The sequence below is a fragment of the Xenorhabdus cabanillasii genome (assembly GCF_003386665.1).
GTDB lineage: Bacteria > Pseudomonadota > Gammaproteobacteria > Enterobacterales > Enterobacteriaceae > Xenorhabdus > Xenorhabdus cabanillasii.
In genome coordinates this window covers 1,234,957-1,256,814 of the sequence record NZ_QTUB01000001.1, presented here as the reverse complement: position 1 = coordinate 1,256,814, position 21,858 = coordinate 1,234,957, and the positions used below count along the sequence as shown (strand labels likewise).

The window sequence follows — 21,858 nt, the reverse complement described above, 5'->3', positions numbered from 1 at the left end:
ATGCTGTCCTAAACAGAGTACAATCTGCGGCTCTGAAATTATTGAATACTTTATTTGACGGCATGAAAAAAAAACGCGCTTTCTTAAAATGGGCCGGTGGAAAATACCCTTTGGTGGATGACATTAAACGTCATCTGCCAGAGGGCGAGCGCTTAATTGAGCCATTTGTTGGCGCAGGCTCGGTATTCCTGAATACCGATTATGATTCTTACATCTTATCAGATATAAACAGTGATCTAATCAACCTGTACAACACAGTAAAATCCAGTGCGGATGAGTTTATTGATCATGTCCGTCCCTTATTTTCACCAGAGTTCAACACGTCTGAGATCTTCTATCACCTGAGAGAGGAGTTCAACAGCAGCAAAGATCCATTCTATCGTAGTGTGTTGTTTCTGTATCTTAACCGCCACTGTTATAACGGCCTTTGCCGCTATAACTCACGGGGCGAGTTTAACGTTCCTTTCGGACGCTATAAAAAACCTTATTTTCCAGAAGATGAGTTGTACTGGTTTGCCGAAAAGTCCCAGAAAGCCTCTTTTATCTGCCAGCATTACGGAATCGCTCTAACTAAAGCGCCAAAAGGCTCAGTCATTTATTGCGATCCGCCGTATGCTCCTCTTTCAGCAACGGCAAATTTTACCGCCTACCATACAAATAGTTTTAACCTCCTGGATCAGGAAAATCTAGCACGGCTCGCCTATAACCTCTCGTCGCAACAGGATATTCCCGTGCTTATATCCAATCATGACACGCCGATGACACGGGAATGGTATCACCAAGCTTCCCTTTACATTGTTAAAGCCCGCCGGACAATAAGTAGAAATATTCTTGCCCGCAGTAAAGTTGATGAACTTTTGGCGTTATACTGCCAGAAGTGATTGAGGTTTCCTGCCCCTGAAATAACAGGGATAAACAATGAATTGGAGAAGAGAATAATGAAGAAAGATTTTCTGATTGCCCCATCCATTTTATCCGCAGATTTTGCCCGTCTGGGTGAAGATACCGCAAAGGTATTGGCAGCAGGTGCTGATGTTGTGCACTTTGACGTTATGGATAACCATTACGTCCCGAACCTGACAATTGGCCCAATGGTCTGTCAGGCTCTGCGCAATTATGGTATTACTGCTCCGATTGATGTTCACCTGATGGTAAAACCTGTTGATCGCATTATCCCCGATTTTGCCAAAGCAGGTGCAACCTATATCACTTTCCATCCCGAAGCGAGCGAGCATGTTCACCGAACACTGCAACTGATTAAAGATCATGGTTGTAAAGCAGGTTTGGTTTTCAATCCAGCGACATCTCTCAGCTACCTTGATTATGTTATGGATAAACTGGATGTCATTTTATTGATGTCAGTTAACCCTGGTTTCGGCGGTCAATCTTTCATTTCAGAAACCCTGAACAAACTGCGTCAGGTACGCAAACTTATTGATGAAAGCGGATACGATATTCGCCTTGAAGTTGATGGTGGTATCAAAGCCAGTAATATTGCCGCAGCAGCTCAGGCCGGGGCGGATATGTTCGTCGCAGGCTCCGCTATTTTCAGTCAACCTGACTATAAAACGGTCATTGATGAGATGCGCCGTGAATTATCAACAGTAGCATAATGGCAGACAACATGATGGAAAAAAATGTAGTTAAAAACATTCGGGCCATTGCATTTGATCTGGATGGAACGCTGGTCGACAGTGCCGGTGGCCTGGCAGATGCTTTAGATCAGGCACTGATTGCCAAAGGACTGCCCGCAGCAGGCAAAGAACGCGTTGCAATTTGGGTGGGTAATGGCGCAGATATCATGGTTGAACGCGCATTGAAATGGACAACGGTGGAATTTACCCCAGAGTTACACCGTGAAACTCGCGAACTGTTTGATAAATTCTATAAAACCACCGTCACAACAGGCAGCAAACTCTTTCCTCATGTCAAAGAAACTTTGACAGAGCTGGCAAAACATAACCTGCCGATGGCAATTGTCACTAACAAGCCAACACCTTTTATTGCGCCATTGCTGGAATCATTAGGTATCAGTGAATACTTTTCACTGGTGCTAGGCGGTGACGATGTTAAACAGAAAAAACCGCATCCGGCACCGCTGTATCTGACAATAGGCACGTTTGGTCTACATAAGGAAGAATTGCTTTTCGTTGGTGATTCACGTAATGATATTTTGGCTGCACAAGCAGCAGGTTGTCCTTGTGTTGGCTTTACCTATGGATATAACTATGGGGAATCTATAGCATTAAGCCACCCGGATTATGTATTGGACAATTTCTCGGATTTAATCCCAACAATTGGACTATCAACTTTGAACTTACAGGAAGCGTAATAAAATGAATGAACCCACTGCAATGAAACCAAACGCACAGAAACCCATTGTATTCAGCGGCGCACAACCCTCCGGTGAATTGACCATCGGTAACTACATGGGGGCGTTACGTCAGTGGGTTAAAATGCAGGATGAATATGATTGTATCTATTGTATCGTCAACCAGCATTCTATTACCGTACGCCAAGATCCCGAAGAACTGAAAAAACGCACACTAGATACGCTGGCGCTTTACCTTGCTTGTGGCATTGATCCAAAGAAAAGCACTATTTTCGTTCAGTCACATGTTCCACAACATACTCAACTAGCCTGGGTATTAAACTGTTACACCTATTTCGGCGAACTCAGCCGCATGACCCAATTTAAGGATAAATCAGCCCGTTATCCAGAAAACATTAATGCCGGTTTATTTGAATATCCTGTCCTGATGGCTTCTGACATTTTGCTTTACCAAGCCAATCAGATCCCTGTTGGCATTGACCAAAAACAGCATCTTGAACTGACCCGTGATTTAGCACTGCGCTTTAATGCCTTATACGGTGACATTTTCACTGTGCCAGAACCATTCATTCCGAAAGGCGGTGCACGCGTGATGTCATTGCAAGATCCGAACAAGAAAATGTCAAAGTCAGATGATAACCGTAATAACGTGATTGCCCTGATGGAAGATCCAAAATCTGTTGCTAAAAAAATTAAACGTGCAGTTACCGATTCCGAAGAGCCACCTCGTGTATGTTATGATCTGGAAAACAAACCCGGTGTTTCCAATTTGTTGGATATACTTTCTGGCGTTACAGGTAAAACAATTCCTGAACTGGAAGCTGAATTTGAAGGAAAAATGTACGGCCATCTGAAAGGTGCAGTTGCAGATGCAGTATGTGAAATGCTGGCAGGTTTACAAGAGCGTTTCCATCATTTCCGTAATGATGAAGTTCTGCTTAACCAAATAATGACAGAAGGTGCCGCTAAAGCACAGGCTCGTGCTCAGGCAACTCTGGATAAGGTCTATGAGGCGGTTGGATTTATTGCTCATCCGTAATAGTTTTATATGCATGCCAAAGGGTTGGTATTGATACCCTTTGGCATATGAATTACAAATTTCATTTAGATTGTAGTCAATTTATTGAAAATAAAGGGGAATTTAAACCCATTTTAATTTTTTTAGTAACATCCTAATCTCAGCATCTCCCAAAATAAAATTAGATAAAGAAGGGAATTCTGTATCATCATAGCGAAATCCCCTCTGTTGTATCATTGGCTCTCTTGTATTCCTCCACTTTCCGTATGCATCAACTTTTTCAAAAAATTCCGTTCCATTTTCTTCAAATCTAAGATGTGCAGGAACTTCAGGTTTTCCTTCTCTATTAATTTCTTTTAAATACTCTTGATATACTGTTGGTCCTGTATTACCGACAGCGGCATCAAAACGAAAATCAGGAATAACACGTGATGCACACCATGTATCTTTTCCCCAATCTGGATATTTTTTACTTACACCTTCCCATCTGTCAATTTTATTATTTTTATCAAGAGAACTAATTGGTTGCCCCGGATTAGCAAAGTTTTTTAGTTGAATCATGTGCTTTGGATGAATTGGTTTAATTATATGATGTGGTGTAATCCTATTTGGATTCGGTATTTTTTTATTTATATCAACATATTTTTGCTTGAGATTATCTTTTATTTTATCATTAATAATATTTAATATTTTAAAAACTATAATTGATTTAGCAGGTGCTGCAAGAATAGCATTCCCTTCAAGACAACTATTTTTTTTTCCATGCTTTTCCACTCGCATCACCGAAAGCCATTCCTGATGGTGCATTAATATTTTTAAATTTAGCCTCTTTATTAATATTATCAAAACGGGTTTCTTTATTAAAACGGATACCTTTCACTTTAACGTCAACATCCAGATAAATTCCTCCTTCTGTATATAAAATGACAAGACGTGCAATATCACTAGCCAATGCATAATTATGATAATATCCATTAATATTACGATAAAACATCGATTCCAAAATAGGAAAAATCTCATCTAATGATTTAAAAGCCTCTCTTATATCTCTAATAAAAAAACCATTTTGTTTTATTAGAGATCTATCTTTTGATTCAAAATATTCTCTCTGTACCTTATCAAATTCATATCCAAAAACTTCACCTAAGCTCAACTTATTTAAGAGAGAATCAAAAGTTTCTTTGATTAATGATTTATTATTTACCCATAAATTAAGGTTGAAACCAGGGTTTTCCACTTTCATAGCAATAATATTCTGTAAATTTTCTTCTGATATTTTATTACCCGCCCAAAAATAATGAATTTTCTTTGGTACACTCATAAACCACCTCTTAATTACATAATTAATATTTATAGTTACCTATACTTCTATAGTTTAAATAATCTACACATAGATCATACTCTAATAATACGAATACTTATTTTTTGATAAATATCATATTAAAAAATACCAGTATTTTTAACCTTTAATCATAAACAAATTAATAATAATCTGATTTTATCAACAAATATTTTAATATAGGTTATTGATAAATTAATTTTATATAAAAGAAAAATGTAATAATTTAAAAAAATAGAAAAATAAGTATAACGATAACAAAATTATTGTTATCGTCCACTACAAGAATACAACATATTTTTTAATTAAAATAAATATCAGTAAATAAATTATTTTCCAAATAAACGACGATTGAAATCCTCTATTTTTCCATGCAATATCCGCTTTTGCATCGTCAGATTCCAGCTAGCAGATAACCCTGCTGCCCCCATTAGACGTTGGTATTGCTCTCCATCAAATGAGCTATGGAAAGCAATGGAAATAGCATCCTTAACAGAAACATCACTATTTCGACTTAGTAATTTTAGTGGTTCAGCAGCACTGACAAAACCTGAAGAGATGACCCGATATAACCAGCCACAATACCCTTTATCTTGCATCATGGCCGCAAAATTCGCAATTCCAGTAATAAAATTAAGTTTGTAGCAAGGAGAGCGGGGCTGTGTCACCTGAACAATTGCCTCACCCCATTGGAGAATATCCCCAATATAAACATTCTCTTCTGTCATACCCTCCGTTGATATATTTTCACCAAATAAGGGAGATACAAATAATTCCACTAATTCAGGAAATTGCCTTTTCCAAAAGAGGTAATGTTCCATAGGATAATGACAAAGCGCACGATCAGGACCGCCATGAAAACGAGTCTCTGCCTGTTCATCACCTTCCAGACCAAGAGAGGTAAGCTGTAAGCGGCCATTCACCAACAGTTTGTTGATTGCACTGAAACCCCACTTTTCGGAAGATGTTATTTTGCCTCTGTACACCTGTGGGTAATACATTTCTATTTCTCCTCAATAGACTAATATAAATATTATCCTGACCAAATAAACGCGGCAAACCTTGCCCGCAAAATATGATTTTCTCTAAATAGAATTCAGGAATTCATCATTTTAAACGGGAAAGATGCCAAATGATAGCTAAGATTAAGAGCAATAAAAATGCTGACCACCGCAGTGATCAGCATTATTAAGAGAGGGATTTTTAGAACTTATTCCATTTTTTCTTCGTAACGTTTTGCCGCTTCTTCCCAATTTACGACATGCCAAAATGCCTTAATATAGTCGGGACGACGGTTTTGATACTTCAGATAATAAGCATGTTCCCACACATCCAATCCCAAAATAGGATAACCAGAAGTACCAGAAATCTCTTCACCCATCAACGGGCTATCCTGATTTGCAGTAGAAACAACTTCAAGTTTGCCATCTTCTTTTAATACTAACCAGGCCCATCCAGAGCCAAAACGAGTTGCGGCTGCTTGTTCAAATTTTTCTTTGAAAGCATCAACGCTACCAAAATCGCATTCTATCGCTGCTTTTAAGGCACCAGATAAAGTTGTGTCTAATTTTAGACCCTTCCAGAACATACTATGGTTTGAATGGCCTCCTGCATTATTACGCATGAAAGTACGTTTATCAGCAGGAACTTTATCAAGGCACTGAATGAGTTCATCAATCTCCAGACAGGCCAGTTCTGGACAGGATTCTAATGCAATATTGGTATTTGTAACGTAGGCTTGATGGTGTTTGGTGTGATGAATTATCATCGTTTGTTCATCGAAATGCGGCTCTAGCGCGTCATAAGAATATGGTAGAGAAGGTAGTGAATGGCTCATGTCATATCTCCAGTTGTTTAAAATATACACACCTTTTATTTATTGGGTATGAGGCTCACACCTTGTGAACTGCAAGATTATTATAGTGAATTAAGCAATAATGAAAATGATTATCAATTCCATGTTATAACTATGGTTTCCTTTCTCTTTCGCCGTCCAGGCATTTCTTAGATGAAATAACTGAATAAAATCCATTAGTTAGTATATTTATTCAAAATATAAAATTATTAATGATAGTCAATTTTTCACAAATACGCCGCACTAAATGATCATCTCATGAAATTCATTCTTTCCAATGCGTGATCTTCCGCGCAAAAAAGAAACAAAAATTCTTCTTACACTTTAGTTAACCTTGTTTTGACATAGTATTAACAATTGCAAGGAGATAAAAATATGACTCAAATAATCAAGCATCCTATTCCTGCTGACATCGCAGAAACAGCCCTGATAAACAAGCAACAATATATGCAAGACTACCAATGGTCACTACAAGATCCTGAAGGGTTCTGGAGTGAGAAAGGTAAGATACTGGATTGGATAAGACCTTATACAAAGGTTAAAAACAGCTCTTTCGACCCCGGACACATCAGCATCCGCTGGTTTGAAGATGGGACACTGAATCTGAGTGCTAACTGCCTCGACCGTCATTTACAAGAGCGTGGTGATCAGACTGCCATTATCTGGGAAGGAGATAATCCCGCTGAATCCAGACATGTGACGTATCAAGAGCTATATCACGATGTCTGTCAATTCGCTAATGCATTGAAAAAACTTGGGATTAAAAAAGGTGATGTCGTCGCTATCTATATGCCAATGGTGCCGGAAGCGGCCGTTGCCATGCTGGCCTGTGCCCGGATTGGCGCAATTCACTCTGTGATTTTCGGTGGTTTTTCTCCTGATGCAATTTCTGGTCGGGTTGTCGATTCAAATGCCAGGTTAATTATTACTGCTAATGAAGGCATACGAGCCGGGCGAACTGTTCCACTGAAAAAAAATGTTGATGAAGCACTGAACAATCCAGCCGTGACCAGTGTTACCAATGTTGTTGTTTTCAAACGTACAGATAATGCAACAAGCTGGCAGACCGAACGTGATTTATGGTGGCATGAATTAACTGACGGGATGAATGCAGACTGTCCGGCCGAAGAGATGAATGCAGAAGATCCGCTATTTATTCTTTATACTTCCGGCTCTACAGGTAAACCCAAAGGTGTTCTGCATACCACCGGCGGTTATCTGGTCTACGCGTCTCTGACGTTCAAATATACGTTTGATTACCGTCCTGGTGAAGTTTATTGGTGTACAGCCGATATCGGTTGGGTAACAGGTCACAGTTATCTGTTGTATGGCCCGCTATCTTGTGGTGCAACATCCGTGATGTTTGAAGGTGTACCGAACTATCCTGATGTGAATCGCCTCAGCCAGGTTGTCGATAAACACCAGGTGAATATCCTCTATACCGCACCAACTGTTATCCGTGCATTAATGGCCGAAGGGGATAAAGCTATTGAAGGGACCAAACGTACATCATTGCGCATCATGGGATCTGTAGGCGAACCCATCAACCCAGAAGCCTGGGAATGGTATTACAAAAAAATAGGTAACAGTAAATGCCCTATTGTCGATACATGGTGGCAAACGGAAACGGGTGGCTTCATGATCACACCATTACCTGGAGCAACAGATCTCAAAGCAGGATCAGCTACTCTGCCATTCTTCGGCATTAGCCCTGCATTAGTAGATAACTCAGGTGACATTCTGAGTGGTGAATGCGAGGGGAATCTTGTTATTACAGATTCATGGCCGGGACAAGCCAGGACGCTGTTTGGCGATCATGATCGGTTTGAGCAAACATATTTTTCTACTTTCAAAGGGGCATATTTCAGTGGGGATGGTGCCAGACGTGATGAAGACGGCTATTACTGGATTACTGGCCGCGTTGATGATGTGCTGAATATTTCAGGCCATCGATTAGGTACTGCAGAGATTGAGTCGGCTCTGGTAGCTCACCCTAAAATCGCTGAAGCAGCCGTTGTTGGGATCCCTCACCATATCAAAGGACAAGCTATTTACGCTTATGTCACATTAATTCACGGTGAAGAACCTTCTCCTGAGCTGTATAGCGATGTCAAAAATTGGGTACGCAAAGAAATCGGCCCAATTGCAACCCCTGATATTCTTCACTGGACAGATTCTCTGCCCAAAACGCGTTCAGGAAAGATTATGCGACGAATTTTGCGCAAAATCGCTTCCGGTGATACCAGTAACTTAGGAGATACGTCCACTTTAGCCGATCCTGGCGTTGTCGAAAAACTACTGGAAGAAAAGCAGTCCATGTCTATGCCTTAGCATATGCAGTAAAAACATCCATGCCGCTGTAGAGCGGCTTGGTGACGTATTATCAAAAGTGCAGAACTGCTCAGGGACGTGATAAGTAGTCATGAATTCCTCCGAATACGGCTGCTCCGTATTTTATAACCCTTAATGTGGCTTAAGGTACGTCCTTTAACTTTTAAAAGGAGAAACTCTGATGAATGCCGATATTTATCAAGAGGTTGAGAATAATCCTCGCTTCAGGGAATTAGTTGAGAAGCGCGGACGTTTTGCCTGGTTGTTGTCCATCATTATGTTAATGCTTTATGTTGGTTTTATTTTTCTCATTGCCTTTGCCCCCGAATGGCTTGGCACACCTCTCTATGAAGGCTCCAGCGTAACACGTGGTATTCCTGTTGGTATCGGTATTATTTTTATTTCTTTCATATTAACAGGGATTTATGTTGTCAGAGCGAATGGTGAATTTGATCGCCTGACATCTGCTATTCTCAAGGAGGCGGGAAAATGAAAAAGCTTCTCCTTTCAATAATACTGCTATTTTCTTCCCCCTATCCTATTTTAGCCCAGGCAGACGCCCTTTCAGGTAATGTAGAAAAACAACCTTTGAATATTCAGGCCATTATCATGTTTCTGTTGTTCGTTGGGTTCACGCTTTACATTACTTATTGGGCATCAAAACGAACAATTTCTCGTTCAGATTACTATACTGCCGGAGGGCGGATCACGGGTTTTCAAAATGGTATGGCCATTGCCGGGGACTATATGTCAGCAGCCTCTTTTTTGGGGATTTCCGCATTGGTTTATACCTCCGGTTATGATGGCCTGATTTATTCCATCGGCTTCCTTGTTGGCTGGCCAATTATTTTGTTCCTGATCGCTGAACGGTTGAGAAATCTGGGACGTTACACATTTGCTGATGTCGCTTCTTATCGACTAAAACAGCGTCCTATCCGTACTTTGTCTGCAATGGGATCTCTGGTTGTTGTTGCGTTATATCTGATTGCACAAATGGTTGGAGCCGGAAAACTCATCGAACTACTATTCGGGCTGAATTACCACATCGCTGTTGTTTTAGTTGGTATTCTAATGGTTCTGTATGTACTGTTTGGTGGCATGCTGGCAACGACGTGGGTTCAGATTATCAAAGCAATTTTATTGTTGGCTGGAGCAACATTTATGGCTTTGATGGTTATGAAAACCGTGAATTTCAATTTTAATACCTTGTTTAAAGAAGCTATTGCCGTACATTCACACGGGCAGGATATTATGAGTCCAGGTGGATTAGTTTCTGATCCTGTATCTGCGCTCTCTTTAGGGCTAGCGTTAATGTTTGGTACTGCTGGCTTACCGCATATCATCATGCGATTTTTTACCGTTAATGATGCTAAAGAAGCTCGCAAAAGTGTTTTCTATGCCACCGGTTTTATCGGTTATTTCTACATCCTAACCTTTATCATTGGATTCGGTGCAATACTGTTGGTCAGCCCCAATGCTGCATTTAAAGATCCAACCGGAACATTAATTGGTGGAACTAATATGGCCGCAGTCCATCTTGCAAATGCGGTTGGCGGTGATTTTTTCCTCGGTTTTATTTCTGCTGTCGCTTTTGCCACGATTTTAGCTGTTGTAGCAGGGCTAACATTGGCTGGTGCCTCAGCAGTTTCTCATGATCTCTATGCTAATGTGATTAAACGGGGGCAAGCCAATGAACAGGATGAGTTAAAAATCTCCAAAATGACTGTAGTCTTCCTGGGAATTATCGCTATTGGATTAGGCATTTTGTTCGAAAAACAAAATATTGCTTTTATGGTCGGTCTGGCTTTCTCCATTGCAGCAAGTTGTAATTTCCCAATTATTTTATTGTCGATGTACTGGAGCAGGCTGACAACACGTGGCGCTTTGGTTGGTGGATGGCTAGGATTAATGATAGCCGTCGTATTAATGATCCTTGGCCCAACAATCTGGGTTAGTATTCTTGGCCATGAAAAACCAATTTATCCTTATGAATATCCAGCCCTATTTTCTATGATTGTAGCATTTGCCGGTGCATGGCTTTTCTCCATCACAGATACATCAGAACAAGGTCAACTGGAAAGAGAAATGTTCCGTAAGCAATTTCTGCGTTCACAGACAGGAATTGGTATTGAGCAGGGAAATGTACATTAGCATTAAATACTGAACTTCTCCTGCCCTTTTGGGCAGGTTCTATTTTGTTAACCAAACAGAAAGCTGATGTTTAATGTAATCCGATGACAAACGCTCTTGTTCCAGACGAGAAGATTGAAAGTGACCAGAAATCAGACCATTAAACAAATTAGTTTCTCCTTCACTAAGAAAGTCAGGAACAATTTGAGTTGGTGTATCTTCAATCCCCATCCTATCTTCATGGATTTTAACAGTGTTAATATCCATCATTATTGATTCTAATCTGGTACATTTTCCTCTGGCGTCACTTAAGGTGGTTAGCCCCCATGTATCAATATCTCCCCAGTATCCGACATGTTTTTTCTTCAACCATAAGGCATCCATCCAGGCAATATTTTTCCCGCCCCCAATAACGGCCACCGTATCCGGCATATCAGGCAATGCTAAACCTGATTGCAGGTTTTCCACCACCAGGATATTTGATGCCGGTAATTCATACTGTTTCAGTAATTCATAAGGTAATTGGAGGATAGGTAACCCTCCCAGCGCATTAATAACATGAGGACAAAGTGGCCTGATTGTCAGCCAGCCTTTAGGATTTGTCTGGCATCCCAGCCAATCCACCAACCCGCCAACCTCAGAAACTGCACCGCCATGAAGTGTATCAACAAGTTCCTCCAACAAGAGCAGATGACTCTCCAAAAATTTGGTATCAATACCAATTATAGGCAGCGCCCGTAGATACTGCCCTTTCCCCAGCCCTTGTTTTAATTGTGGAAGTAATTTCGCCAGTAACTCCGCTTCTTTCAACGTAATTTTTTCTACGATATCGATATTTTTGACTAATGCCGGATAAAGGACTTCATCAATGTGTAGAAAGGGTCTCATATTTCTTTCCCATATCACACTTCGGCGGATGGCGTCCCTACCTAAAAACTTTATCAGCTGTTGCATGGATTCAATCACAACCAAAATTGGAATAACTTGCTCAGATAATTCACGAAATTTTTTACTCGACCACCACACCATTTCTTGGTGGGGAAATGATTTCCATTCACTGACTACTCGCTGAAAATGTGTCAAATCCGATAATGCAAAAGCACCGCTGGGGGGTTTTAAGCCAATACGAATGGGAAATGGTTTAGCTCCCAATAGACGTGCCTTTAAGGAAGACAGGTTATTCCATTCCCTTTTTCTGACTATTTCTTTCACCTGCGTGGGTAATAATCCCCAGGAATATGTATGTGGTGTTTTTTGCATATTTTTACATGTCAGTTTTCAATCTTAATGCCAAATTCATGCATTTCAGCTTCTAGTTTGTTTCTTTTTTCCTCATCCATGATCCTATCAATTTCTTCCCAGGTAACTTCACAAAGGTGGCTGTCATGATTTTCCTGATTGCGTTCGGCAATTAGTAAAGAACGTGCTGATTCTCTTGCTAAGTTCAGGTTTTTATAGGGGGTAATCAAATTAACGTGAATATAGAGTTCCCGGAATACACGAAGTACACGCCGGCTCACAGGCTCCGCAGTATTTGAAAAAGCTTCATCCAAAAAAACGGTGCAATAAACTGGCCTGTCATAACCATCCGGGGTTAATACATACGCTAAACTCGCAGCTACAATCGTGGCAGCAAAAGATTCTTTTTCTCCTCCCGATTTACCACTGGATGATTCCAGTACGTCACGAACCTCACCTGTCGTAGCATCAATCTCTTCGGCATAAAATGCTATCTGATAACGAGGATCAAGCAATCGCAGGCTTTCCAATGTGGTGAATGTCCCGGAAGCGCTGGCTTTATCAAGAATAAAAACCACATTAGAGAGTTCACGGAACCGCTCTTCATGATCATCGCTTGTCACTTTACTCAATACTTTTAGTAAAAGCCGATCAAATTCCTGAACATGTGGGTATTTTTCCCTTTTACTTCCCAGCCTCAAATGAGTACCTGAACGAAATTCTGTACGCTTTAATACCTGATTGATAATATCTATTCGCTCAAGAATATCTTCTCGCTCAGATTCAAGTTTCGTTTTAATAGTTGCCATTGACTGGGTAGCATGTTTATTTAATCGTTCAATAAATTTATCTGCAAGATTCGGCAAGCCTTCACTTTCCAACTGTTGCAGATGATTAAGGTAGTCAGGCAAGCTGCTAATATCAGTTGGCCAGTCCACCGCATAAATTTGCCACTTTTCATGGGATCTAAATGAAGCCATTATGCTGACAGAGGATTTTTCCGCCCGGTTTTTATTGTTGCGGCTACTTTCCAGTTGGTATTCCAGTTTTTCTTCAATCTGAGAAACCAATTCTGATTCCCGATCCAATACATCCGCATACAGCTTACCCACTCGTGTGGTTAACCACTGCCGCGTGGTATCGGATATCCCCTTCGACGCTTTGGCCTGCGCTTTTCTCAATTCCCCTTTAGCCACATTTAATGTTGAGTTAACCGCCCCCGATTGTTCGTTAAGCCCTTTTAACATTGACTGGATCTGGAATAACTGTTCTTTCGCTAATTTCCAGCGTTCCATCGCTTTTTCAAGTGAATCACTGGATTGTTCCAGTACTTCCAGATCTTTTTCCAGAGTTAAAAGCTTGTCATGCCAGTAAGGTGCATTGATATCATCCCATCGATAATTCTGCACTTTTTCCAATAATATTTTGGTATTAACAATGGAATTTAATGCCTCTCGTGCTTCTTTGACCCGCTTTTCAATTGCTGATAATTGCTGTATGAAATTATTTTTGTCATGATTAAGGATGGCTAAACGCGATTTATTTGAAAAACCTAAATACCAGCGTCTCCTATCATCGATCCGGTGCTGATCTTTTTTCTCAAAACGCCCTTTATCCATGTGCATTAATCCTTGCTGCGTCATTGAATACCGTGTCTTGTCTAACTCTTCCGTATTATCGACACATTGCAGATCAAAGCGCAGAAGGTAATGTTTGAGCCATTCCCGATAAAGATGTTCCCGCCACACTAATTTTCTTAAATACCCATTCGGCTTAAACTCGACAACATTATCCTGAATATCATTGACAACCTGGACTCTCACGTGCAAGCCAGTATGACGGGCATTCAACCAGTGTGTCACCATTGGGTAGCAGTGCTGTGGAATAGCAAGCGTTGTACGCAGCCCTCCCAGGGCTCTTTCTATTGCCCCCTGCCACGCCTTTTCATGCTCCTGAACATCAATTAATTCCCCAATAAAAATGCAGTCATCTTTGTTTAATTCAAGGGAATTAACCAATTCATCCCGAAGCTGCTGATATCTCACATCAATATTAGAGTTAGGCCTTGACTCTATCTCACTGATTTCCTGAGAAATATGCTTTATTTTCCCCTGTAACTGGCTGAATTCTCCACTGATAGCACCGAATTGTTGCTCATATTCTTCCTGCTCTGCCTGAATATTGGCAGACCTGCTTGCAACAGTAGATTGGTTCTGAACAAATACGGTATGTTCCAGCGTGGAAGGAAGGTCAAGCGCCTTAACATTGTCCTGATATTGTGAGGATTCCCGAATAATCCTTTTTAATTGATCTTTAGTATGCTGAATCTCTTTGCGAAGTGACTCTATTTTAGTACCACCAAGCTGGAGATATTCTTCGTGTCTCCGTTCGACCAACCCATGAGTATCCCTCTCTTGTATCTCAGCCTGCTCTATTTGCTGATGAATATTTTGCAATTGTGCTTCAATCTCAATGATTTTTTCATTCCACAATTGTGCAAAAATTTCCCCCAAATAGGCAGGCAATTCATTTTTCTCTGTTGTCAGATTTTCCAAATCTTTTATTGATTTCTCCAGACTAGCATTCAGCTCTGGTAATTTAGCCAGATGATCCCTTTGTGCTCTGGCATCTACAAGTTGGCTGTGTATAGCAACGAGATCGGAAAATTCTCCCACTATCTTTCTGGCATCATCCTTAACGGTACTGGGTTCAAGAACCAATTCACGAATTAACTCTGTCAGATCATCAATTTTTTTCAAACCCAATGCCCGTGAAAGCAATGCCGGGGCGTTTTTATTATCCATATACAAGAGCTTTCGGTATAACTCCTGATATTCAGAGAATCGGTCATCGCAACATGTTATGGCAGGATCAGTACGGAGCCACTGTTTGAGTGCCCGCACATTACCTTCACCAAATGCATCAAGAACCTCTTTCAGTGTCAGGTTTCTTCTGGCAATGGCGTAAACCCGTGTCACATCTGACAGGGAATTAGTTGATTTACTGTTCCAGAAAAGTGCTGCCAGTGTGATTTCTGTACCGTCATCACTCCGATATAATGCTCTGAGTCCGGTCACTACGGCAGATTCACGTTTACTTCTAACTCTTGTGCCAGCACCATCATGAGCAGAACCAAAACTGCCCCGCATATAGGAAATTAAGGTTCGGTCAGTACGATCTCCCTGTGCTGCTGCAACGTTAAACGTCGCCCTGCCTGCGGGGAGCAGCAAAGCCATCAATCCATCTATAAATGTTGATTTTCCTGAACCATTATCCCCCGTAACTAATGTTCCCACCTCATCAATCCGCGCGGTGTGCAATCCATTGAATGAACCCCAGTTATATACGGAAAGTTCAGCCAATCTGATTTGGTTCGTATGCATTAATGAGTTAGTTAACATAGTCATGCCCTGTTTCACCATCATCATTTATACCACTACTCTTTTTGCCGGAAGTTATACCTTTTTCATTTGCCATGTTGAGATAATCTGCAAGCATTTTTTCGAGAAACTCAGCATTAACGACATAACGAATGATTGGTGTAATTTCAAAACGATCATCACTTCCTCGTACCGAACTCAATATTTTTTTATTCACCATTTTGTTCAGGGCACCATTGAGTTTTTTGCGATCAGATTTGGTGCTATTGGTTAATGGCAGAAATGGAGTCAGATTGGATTCAATCCGTTCTATATCGATGATAATTTTTTGTTCACCCGAAGATTCCCGATCTTGATAATGTTTTCGAAGCACCAACAACAGCAAAGTGTCATATAGAGAAAGCGTTCTCCGGCTAATGATAGACAATGTCTCTTCATCATCATCCATCCCCAAAGATTTTTTGTCTTCTTCATCATTAATATTTGCAATAAACGCAACCCCTGCTCTCTCATCCAGAATTAATTTCAAATAAATTTCTGATAAATATTCACGAATATCATTTTGATAGCGACAAAGAGATGCAAAAAGTTTTATTTTTTGCGAAGACAATATGACACCATGACGCAATAAAGTGACTAATACCTGACGAACTTCAACAGGCATGCCTTTATTATTCACCGTATCATTCAATATATCAGAATGGCGGTTATCTTCTCTCAATATATGATCATCAGGAAGCACTTCTTCAAATGAAAAGTCTGCATTTAACTCTGTGTCAGGAGTATTAGAGGAACGCTCTGACTGTGTATGATTTTTTATTAACTGATCAAAAAAACCGGTTTCTTTCTTATATTCATCCATAGTTCATCCCCCCACTTTCTAGCCAGATAATTTAAAGGACTAACTCATCTAAATTGTCAGGAAATAAATCGGCACTCAAAATAAAAGTTGGAATAGATGCCCGCAAATGAACACCCTGTTTATCCTTAATCTCTACTGATTCGTTTTCTTCTAATGACACTACACCAATCGATTTTGCTACTCTCAAATAGGCAACTAATTCTTCCAGTCCTGTACTAATAGGATTATGAACCACAATAGAAGCTATCGTCATTGGCCCATATTTTTTTAATGTAATCAGGATCTTTTCAGCAATTAACCTGACTTGAACTGTGTCAAGACAATCCAACATTTGCGTGCTTGGCACCTTAGAGTTTAGATTTTCTTCAACACCAGAAGTATTGAGTTTTTCATCAGGTAACTTGAGTTGCATACTGTCAGGAGAGTTTATTGTCGCTGTCCCGGTAGGCAGTGATAGGGTTGTTTCTGTTTGTAAGTTACATCCTGCGTTTTTCAGTTCAACAGCCAGTTTTTCCAATCGATTAAGTAATCTCTCTACTGCCCTATTCTCCTGAGCATAACCACTTTCTATATAAGCACGTAAGCTTTCTTCTATTCGGCGTCTGATCTGAAAAACTCTTTCACTCTCTCGATTCAGTTCTCTCATCAATCGATTAAGAAACTGTTGCTGATGAGCAGTTAAATGCTTTGCAACCGGGCGACTTAAAATACTATGAAGCTGTTCCCGCAATTCTGTTGTTCTATGCTGATCACATAGCAAAAGAAAAAAGCTTTCAAATGCGCTACCTGCGTCAGTTTGGGATAATAAATTTTCTTTCTCTAACACGGAAAGAAGAATATTTCCTTTTGTGGAATCTTCTTCAATAATTTGAATTCGAATGTCTTGATCTAATCGACGGACTTCATCTTCAACACGGCGAAAATCCCCGGTTAAGATTGATGCCAAGTGATAGATTTCACGGATCCTTTCTCTTTGTTCCGCTACAGTTAATTCAGTAACAACACCAGAATGCAATGCATCAATTTCTCTTTGTATTTCTGATATTCTGGATTTTAAAAGCGTGATACGTTCATTAACATTTGAGTTAATTGCCACTGCAAAATCCCTAACTGCATCCTGAACAATTCTCAAATGAGATGCTGTTGTTCCTGAATTATGTTCATCAAGTTCCTGGACAAAACGAACAGCAATTTCACTGGCATCCGTTTTGGTCAGGACATCATCCATTTCCCTCAGCCAGCCTTCTTTAATCCATTTATTAAGATAATTGCCTGCTGATCTTTCTGTTTTCCAAATATCCAATTCCCGGAAACGAATTAATTCTTCATCAAGTGATATTCGAGCCTGACTGAAGGGAACTTCACTGTTTTCAGAAAACAAATCGCTTAAAAAAGCTAAAATGTACGGTGCATTATCAGCTCTTAATAGTTTCCAGGCTTCATTATCCCGAAAAAGACGACTGTATTTTGCTTGTAACCCTCGAAAATTCAATGTTTATCCTTCTATTCAGTGACATACAATCATAACCGATCGTAAGAACACAGATCATAAGATTAACAAATATATTGTATCTAAAATATACATCCGTTTTTACCACAAAATTGGACAACAAAGAACTTAATTCACTGTTGAAGAGCAAATTCTGAATTTAATAACTGATGTTAGCAAAGCTACTAAAGCAATTAAATGTCAGTAAATCAGCGACAAACAGATGAATTAACTAAGATAGGACAGATAAAGGAAATATAGACCACAGCAGTGCCCATAAAAATAAGGAAGGGTATATCATTTGCCCAGTGACGTTGGGTAAACGCAAAAAAGCCATCCGGTGACGGATGGCTTTTCTGACTAAATGAATGTCTGGCAGTGCCCTACTCTCACATGGGGAGACCCCACACTACCATCGGCGCGCCGGCGTTTCACTGCTGAGTTCGGCATGGGGTCAGGTGGGACCACCGCGCTATTGCCGCCAGACAAATCCTGTATTCAATCCTGAACAAGCTGATGACTGTCTCTGTCTTTCTCTGAAACTGTTTTCGTCTCTTGGCCCCAAAACACCTTCGGTGTTGTCAGGTTAAGCCTCTCGGAGCATTAGTACCGGTTAGCTCAACGTATCGCTACGCTTACACACCCGGCCTATCCACGTCCTCGTCTCGAACGTTCCTTATGTGTCCTCTCTGGGACAAGGGAAGACTCATCTTAAGGCAAGTTTCCCGCTTAGATGCTTTCAGCGGTTATCTCTGCCGCACGTAGCTACCGGGCAATGCCATTGGCATGACAACCCGAACACCAGTGGTGCGTCCACTCCGGTCCTCTCGTACTAGGAGCAGCCCCTTTCAATCTTCCAGCGCCCACGGCAGATAGGGACCGAACTGTCTCACGACGTTCTAAACCCAGCTCGCGTACCACTTTAAACGGCGAACAGCCGTACCCTTGGGACCTACTTCAGCCCCAGGATGTGATGAGCCGACATCGAGGTGCCAAACACCGCCGTCGATATGAACTCTTGGGCGGTATCAGCCTGTTATCCCCGGAGTACCTTTTATCCGTTGAGCGATGGCCCTTCCATACAGAACCACCGGATCACTAAGACCTACTTTCGTACCTGCTCGCGCCGTCACGCTCGCAGTCAAGCTGGCTTATGCCTTTGCACTAACCTCACGATGTCCGACCGTGATTAGCCAACCTTCGTGCTCCTCCGTTACGCTTTGGGAGGAGACCGCCCCAGTCAAACTACCCACCAGACACTGTCCGCAACCCGGATAACGGGTCCACGTTAGAACATCAAACATTCAAGGGTGGTATTTCAAGGATGGCTCCATGCAGACTGGCGTCCACACTTCAAAGCCTCCCACCTATCCTACACATCAAGGCTCCATGTTCAGTGTCAAGCTATAGTAAAGGTTCACGGGGTCTTTCCGTCTTGCCGCGGGTACACTGCATCTTCACAGCGAGTTCAATTTCACTGAGTCTCGGGTGGAGACAGCCTGGCCATCATTACGCCATTCGTGCAGGTCGGAACTTACCCGACAAGGAATTTCGCTACCTTAGGACCGTTATAGTTACGGCCGCCGTTTACTGGGGCTTCGATCAGGAGCGTCGCGTTGCCGCTAACCCCATCAATTAACCTTCCAGCACCGGGCAGGCGTCACACCGTATACGTCCACTTTCGTGTTGGCACAGTGCTGTGTTTTTATTAAACAGTTGCAGCCAGCTGGTCTCTGCGACTGGCTTCAGCTCCGGGCGCACGGCCCTTCACTTAATGCCAGCGTGCCTTCTCCCGAAGTTACGGCACCATTTTGCCTAGTTCCTTCACCCGAGTTCTCTCAAGCGCCTGAGTATTCTCTACCTGACCACCTGTGTCGGTTTGGGGTACGATTCAATGTTACCTGATGCTTAGAGGCTTTTCCTGGAAGCAGGGCATCAACCACTTCACCACCGTAGTGGCTCGTTATCACGCCTCAGTGTTATGGATGACCGGATTTGCCAGGTCACCCCACCTACACGCTTCAACCGGGACAAACCGTCGCCCGGCCGGCCTAGCCTTCTCCGTCCCCCCTTCGCAGTAACACCGAGTACAGGACTATTAACCTGTTTCCCATCGACTACGCCTTTCGGCCTCGCCTTAGGGGTCGACTCACCCTGCCCCGATTAACGTTGGACAGGAACCCTTGGTCTTCCGGCGAGCGGGTTTTTCACCCGCTTTATCGTTACTTATGTCAGCATTCGCACTTCTGATACCTCCAGCAGGCCTCACGACCCACCTTCACCGGCTTACAGAACGCTCCCCTACCCAACAATATATTTATATCGCTGCCGCAGCTTCGGTGCATGGTTTAGCCCCGTTACATCTTCCGCGCAGGCCGACTCGACCAGTGAGCTATTACGCTTTCTTTAAATGATGGCTGCTTCTAAGCCAACATCCTGGCTGTCTGAGCCCTTCCCACTTCGTTTCCCACTTAACCATGACTTGGGGACCTTAGCTGGCGGTCTGGGTTGTTTCCCTCTCCACGACGGACGTTAGCACCCGCCGTGTGTCTCCCGTGATAACATTCTCCGGTATTCGCAGTTTGCATCGGGTTGGTAAGTCGGGATGACCCCCTAGCCGAAACAGTGCTCTACCCCCGGAGATGAATTCACGAGGCGCTACCTAAATAGCTTTCGGGGAGAACCAGCTATCTCCCGGTTTGATTGGCCTTTCACCCCCAGCCACAAGTCATCCGCTAATTTTTCAACATTAGTCGGTTCGGTCCTCCAGTTAGTGTTACCCAACCTTCAACCTGCCCATGGCTAGCTCACCGGGTTTCGGGTCTATACCCTGCAACTGAACGCCCTGTTAAGACTCGGTTTCCCTGCGGCTCCCCTATACGGTTAACCTTGCTACAGAATATAAGTCGCTGACCCATTATACAAAAGGTACGCAGTCACCCCACCACTAAGCCCCCTTTGCCTGATTTTGTCGGTTGGGCGGCGCGTCGCTTCGCCAACCGGCATCAGACAAAAGATGCGTTGCGGAGTTCACCACTGGCTTAGTGGTGGGGCTCCCACTGCTTGTACGTACACGGTTTCAGGTTCTCTTTCACTCCCCTCGCCGGGGTTCTTTTCGCCTTTCCCTCACGGTACTGGTTCACTATCGGTCAGTCAGGAGTATTTAGCCTTGGAGGATGGTCCCCCCATCTTCAGACAGGATACCACGTGTCCCGCCCTACTCTTCGAGCTCGCAATACCGGCGCCTTCGGATACGGGGCTGTCACCCTTTACTGCCGGCCTTTCCAGACCGTTCTCCTGGCGCTGATATTGTTGATGGCTCTGGGCTGCTCCCCGTTCGCTCGCCGCTACTGGGGGAATCTCGGTTGATTTCTTTTCCTCGGGGTACTGAGATGTTTCAGTTCCCCCGGTTCGCCTCATTCACCTATGGATTCAGTGAATGATAGTGCAACGGATTGCACTGGGTTTCCCCATTCGGACATCGCCGGCTGATAGGGCTTCATATCAGCTCACCGGCGCTTTTCGCAGATTAGCACGTCCTTCATCGCCTCTGACTGCCTAGGCATCCACCGTGTACGCTTAGTCGCTTAACCTCACAACCCGAAGGTGTCTTCGAATTGGAGTATGTTGAGAGACGCATCAATATCGTCAAGGACCCTATTGATGGTTTCAAATTTTCAGCTTGTTCCAGATTGTTAAAGAGCAAATATTGCTAAACTGACTCGCAAGTCACGCTTAACAATATCGGTTGGCACCGGCTTTCACCCGGGGCCTGAGCAAAGTGGCGTCCCCTAGGGGATTCGAACCCCTGTTACCGCCGTGAAAGGGCGGTGTCCTAGGCCTCTAGACGAAGGGGACAGTCAGTCTCTTCGCAGACGCTTGC

The 21,858-nt window shown here is 42.5% G+C and carries 15 protein-coding genes, 1 tRNA gene and 2 rRNA genes; 7 read left to right on the top strand and 11 right to left on the bottom strand.

What is annotated here, in order from left to right; translation table 11 throughout:
- The first annotated feature begins 62 nt into the window (after positions 1 to 62).
- The 4 genes from dam to trpS are packed head-to-tail and all read left to right on the top strand — an operon-like array spanning position 63 to position 3,371.
- On the top strand, positions 63 to 881 hold the full coding sequence (gene dam, locus BDD26_RS06185; protein WP_038260021.1) for an adenine-specific DNA-methyltransferase: 819 nt from the start codon (positions 63 to 65) through the stop codon (positions 879 to 881).
- A gap of 57 nt (positions 882 to 938) precedes the next feature.
- Positions 939 to 1,613: a ribulose-phosphate 3-epimerase gene (gene rpe, locus BDD26_RS06180; RefSeq protein ID WP_115825851.1), complete on the top strand. Its 675-nt coding sequence runs from the start codon at positions 939 to 941 to the stop codon at positions 1,611 to 1,613.
- Between the two features lie 14 nt (positions 1,614 to 1,627).
- Positions 1,628 to 2,332 (top strand): phosphoglycolate phosphatase, encoded by a 705-nt coding sequence (locus BDD26_RS06175; protein WP_038260058.1) that lies wholly within the window; start codon positions 1,628 to 1,630, stop codon positions 2,330 to 2,332.
- Between the two features lie 4 nt (positions 2,333 to 2,336).
- On the top strand, positions 2,337 to 3,371 hold the full coding sequence (trpS, locus tag BDD26_RS06170) for a tryptophan--tRNA ligase (protein ID WP_038260017.1): 1,035 nt from the start codon (positions 2,337 to 2,339) through the stop codon (positions 3,369 to 3,371).
- A gap of 102 nt (positions 3,372 to 3,473) precedes the next feature.
- On the opposite strand, the gene BDD26_RS06165 is transcribed toward trpS, so the two are convergent.
- From BDD26_RS06165 to sodA, 4 genes are all read right to left on the bottom strand, one after another.
- The gene (locus tag BDD26_RS06165; protein ID WP_147299002.1) at positions 3,474 to 4,124 is read right to left on the bottom strand and encodes a hypothetical protein; all 651 of its coding nucleotides are present in this window, start codon (positions 4,122 to 4,124) and stop codon (positions 3,474 to 3,476) included.
- The gene (locus BDD26_RS06160; protein WP_342353477.1) at positions 4,099 to 4,686 is read right to left on the bottom strand and encodes a TcdA/TcdB catalytic glycosyltransferase domain-containing protein; all 588 of its coding nucleotides are present in this window, start codon (positions 4,684 to 4,686) and stop codon (positions 4,099 to 4,101) included. Before BDD26_RS06160 ends, BDD26_RS06165 begins: the two co-directional genes overlap by 26 nt.
- Positions 4,687 to 5,018: 332 nt before the next feature.
- Positions 5,019 to 5,690: a 6-hydroxyaminopurine reductase gene (gene yiiM / locus BDD26_RS06155; RefSeq protein ID WP_115825848.1), complete on the bottom strand. Its 672-nt coding sequence runs from the start codon at positions 5,688 to 5,690 to the stop codon at positions 5,019 to 5,021.
- A 209-nt stretch (positions 5,691 to 5,899) separates the two neighbouring features.
- Positions 5,900 to 6,526: a superoxide dismutase [Mn] gene (gene sodA / locus BDD26_RS06150; protein ID WP_115825847.1), complete on the bottom strand. Its 627-nt coding sequence runs from the start codon at positions 6,524 to 6,526 to the stop codon at positions 5,900 to 5,902.
- A 393-nt stretch (positions 6,527 to 6,919) separates the two neighbouring features.
- Here sodA and acs point away from each other — a divergent pair, with 393 nt between their 5' ends.
- The 3 genes from acs to actP all read left to right on the top strand — a co-directional run bounded on the left by acs (position 6,920) and on the right by actP (position 11,026).
- A complete protein-coding gene (gene acs / locus BDD26_RS06145; RefSeq protein WP_115825846.1) occupies positions 6,920 to 8,875 on the top strand; it encodes an acetate--CoA ligase in 1,956 nt (651 codons plus the stop codon).
- Between the two features lie 181 nt (positions 8,876 to 9,056).
- Positions 9,057 to 9,368, top strand: a complete 312-nt coding sequence (locus BDD26_RS06140; protein WP_038260009.1) for a DUF485 domain-containing protein — start codon at positions 9,057 to 9,059, stop codon at positions 9,366 to 9,368.
- The gene (actP, locus tag BDD26_RS06135; protein ID WP_115825845.1) at positions 9,365 to 11,026 is read left to right on the top strand and encodes a cation/acetate symporter ActP; all 1,662 of its coding nucleotides are present in this window, start codon (positions 9,365 to 9,367) and stop codon (positions 11,024 to 11,026) included. Before BDD26_RS06140 ends, actP begins: the two co-directional genes overlap by 4 nt.
- A 39-nt stretch (positions 11,027 to 11,065) precedes the next feature.
- On the opposite strand, the gene BDD26_RS06130 is transcribed toward actP, so the two are convergent.
- The 7 genes from BDD26_RS06130 to BDD26_RS06100 form a co-directional block, all read right to left on the bottom strand.
- Positions 11,066 to 12,265, bottom strand: a complete 1,200-nt coding sequence (locus tag BDD26_RS06130) for a DUF3322 domain-containing protein (RefSeq protein WP_115825844.1) — start codon at positions 12,263 to 12,265, stop codon at positions 11,066 to 11,068.
- Between the two features lie 11 nt (positions 12,266 to 12,276).
- Complete coding sequence (locus BDD26_RS06125) at positions 12,277 to 15,651, bottom strand: ATP-binding protein (protein ID WP_244922672.1); 3,375 nt, start codon at positions 15,649 to 15,651, stop codon at positions 12,277 to 12,279.
- Positions 15,635 to 16,486 (bottom strand): DUF4194 domain-containing protein, encoded by an 852-nt coding sequence (locus BDD26_RS06120; RefSeq protein WP_115825843.1) that lies wholly within the window; start codon positions 16,484 to 16,486, stop codon positions 15,635 to 15,637. Before BDD26_RS06120 ends, BDD26_RS06125 begins: the two co-directional genes overlap by 17 nt.
- Positions 16,487 to 16,517: 31 nt before the next feature.
- Positions 16,518 to 17,978: a DUF3375 domain-containing protein gene (locus BDD26_RS06115; protein ID WP_115825842.1), complete on the bottom strand. Its 1,461-nt coding sequence runs from the start codon at positions 17,976 to 17,978 to the stop codon at positions 16,518 to 16,520.
- Between the two features lie 367 nt (positions 17,979 to 18,345).
- Positions 18,346 to 18,461 (bottom strand): 5S ribosomal RNA (rrf, locus tag BDD26_RS06110).
- Between the two features lie 96 nt (positions 18,462 to 18,557).
- A 23S ribosomal RNA gene (locus BDD26_RS06105) occupies positions 18,558 to 21,568 on the bottom strand.
- Positions 21,569 to 21,757: 189 nt separating this feature from the next.
- Positions 21,758 to 21,833, bottom strand: a tRNA-Glu gene (locus BDD26_RS06100).
- Between the last annotated feature and the right edge of the window lie 25 nt (positions 21,834 to 21,858).

Excerpts from the sequence above, each read along its gene's own strand:
- dam (WP_038260021.1), top strand. The coding sequence starts at position 63 with ATGAAAAAAAAACGCGCTTTCTTAAAATGGGCCGGTGGAAAATACCCT.
- rpe (WP_115825851.1), top strand. The coding sequence starts at position 939 with ATGAAGAAAGATTTTCTGATTGCCCCATCCATTTTATCCGCAGATTTT.
- BDD26_RS06175 (WP_038260058.1), top strand. The coding sequence starts at position 1,628 with ATGGAAAAAAATGTAGTTAAAAACATTCGGGCCATTGCATTTGATCTG.
- trpS (WP_038260017.1), top strand. The coding sequence starts at position 2,337 with ATGAATGAACCCACTGCAATGAAACCAAACGCACAGAAACCCATTGTA.
- yiiM (WP_115825848.1), bottom strand. The coding sequence starts at position 5,690 with ATGTATTACCCACAGGTGTACAGAGGCAAAATAACATCTTCCGAAAAG.
- sodA (WP_115825847.1), bottom strand. The coding sequence starts at position 6,526 with ATGAGCCATTCACTACCTTCTCTACCATATTCTTATGACGCGCTAGAG.
- acs (WP_115825846.1), top strand. The coding sequence starts at position 6,920 with ATGACTCAAATAATCAAGCATCCTATTCCTGCTGACATCGCAGAAACA.
- BDD26_RS06140 (WP_038260009.1), top strand. The coding sequence starts at position 9,057 with ATGAATGCCGATATTTATCAAGAGGTTGAGAATAATCCTCGCTTCAGG.
- actP (WP_115825845.1), top strand. The coding sequence starts at position 9,365 with ATGAAAAAGCTTCTCCTTTCAATAATACTGCTATTTTCTTCCCCCTAT.
- BDD26_RS06130 (WP_115825844.1), bottom strand. The coding sequence starts at position 12,265 with ATGCAAAAAACACCACATACATATTCCTGGGGATTATTACCCACGCAG.
- BDD26_RS06125 (WP_244922672.1), bottom strand. The coding sequence starts at position 15,651 with ATGACTATGTTAACTAACTCATTAATGCATACGAACCAAATCAGATTG.
- BDD26_RS06120 (WP_115825843.1), bottom strand. The coding sequence starts at position 16,486 with ATGGATGAATATAAGAAAGAAACCGGTTTTTTTGATCAGTTAATAAAA.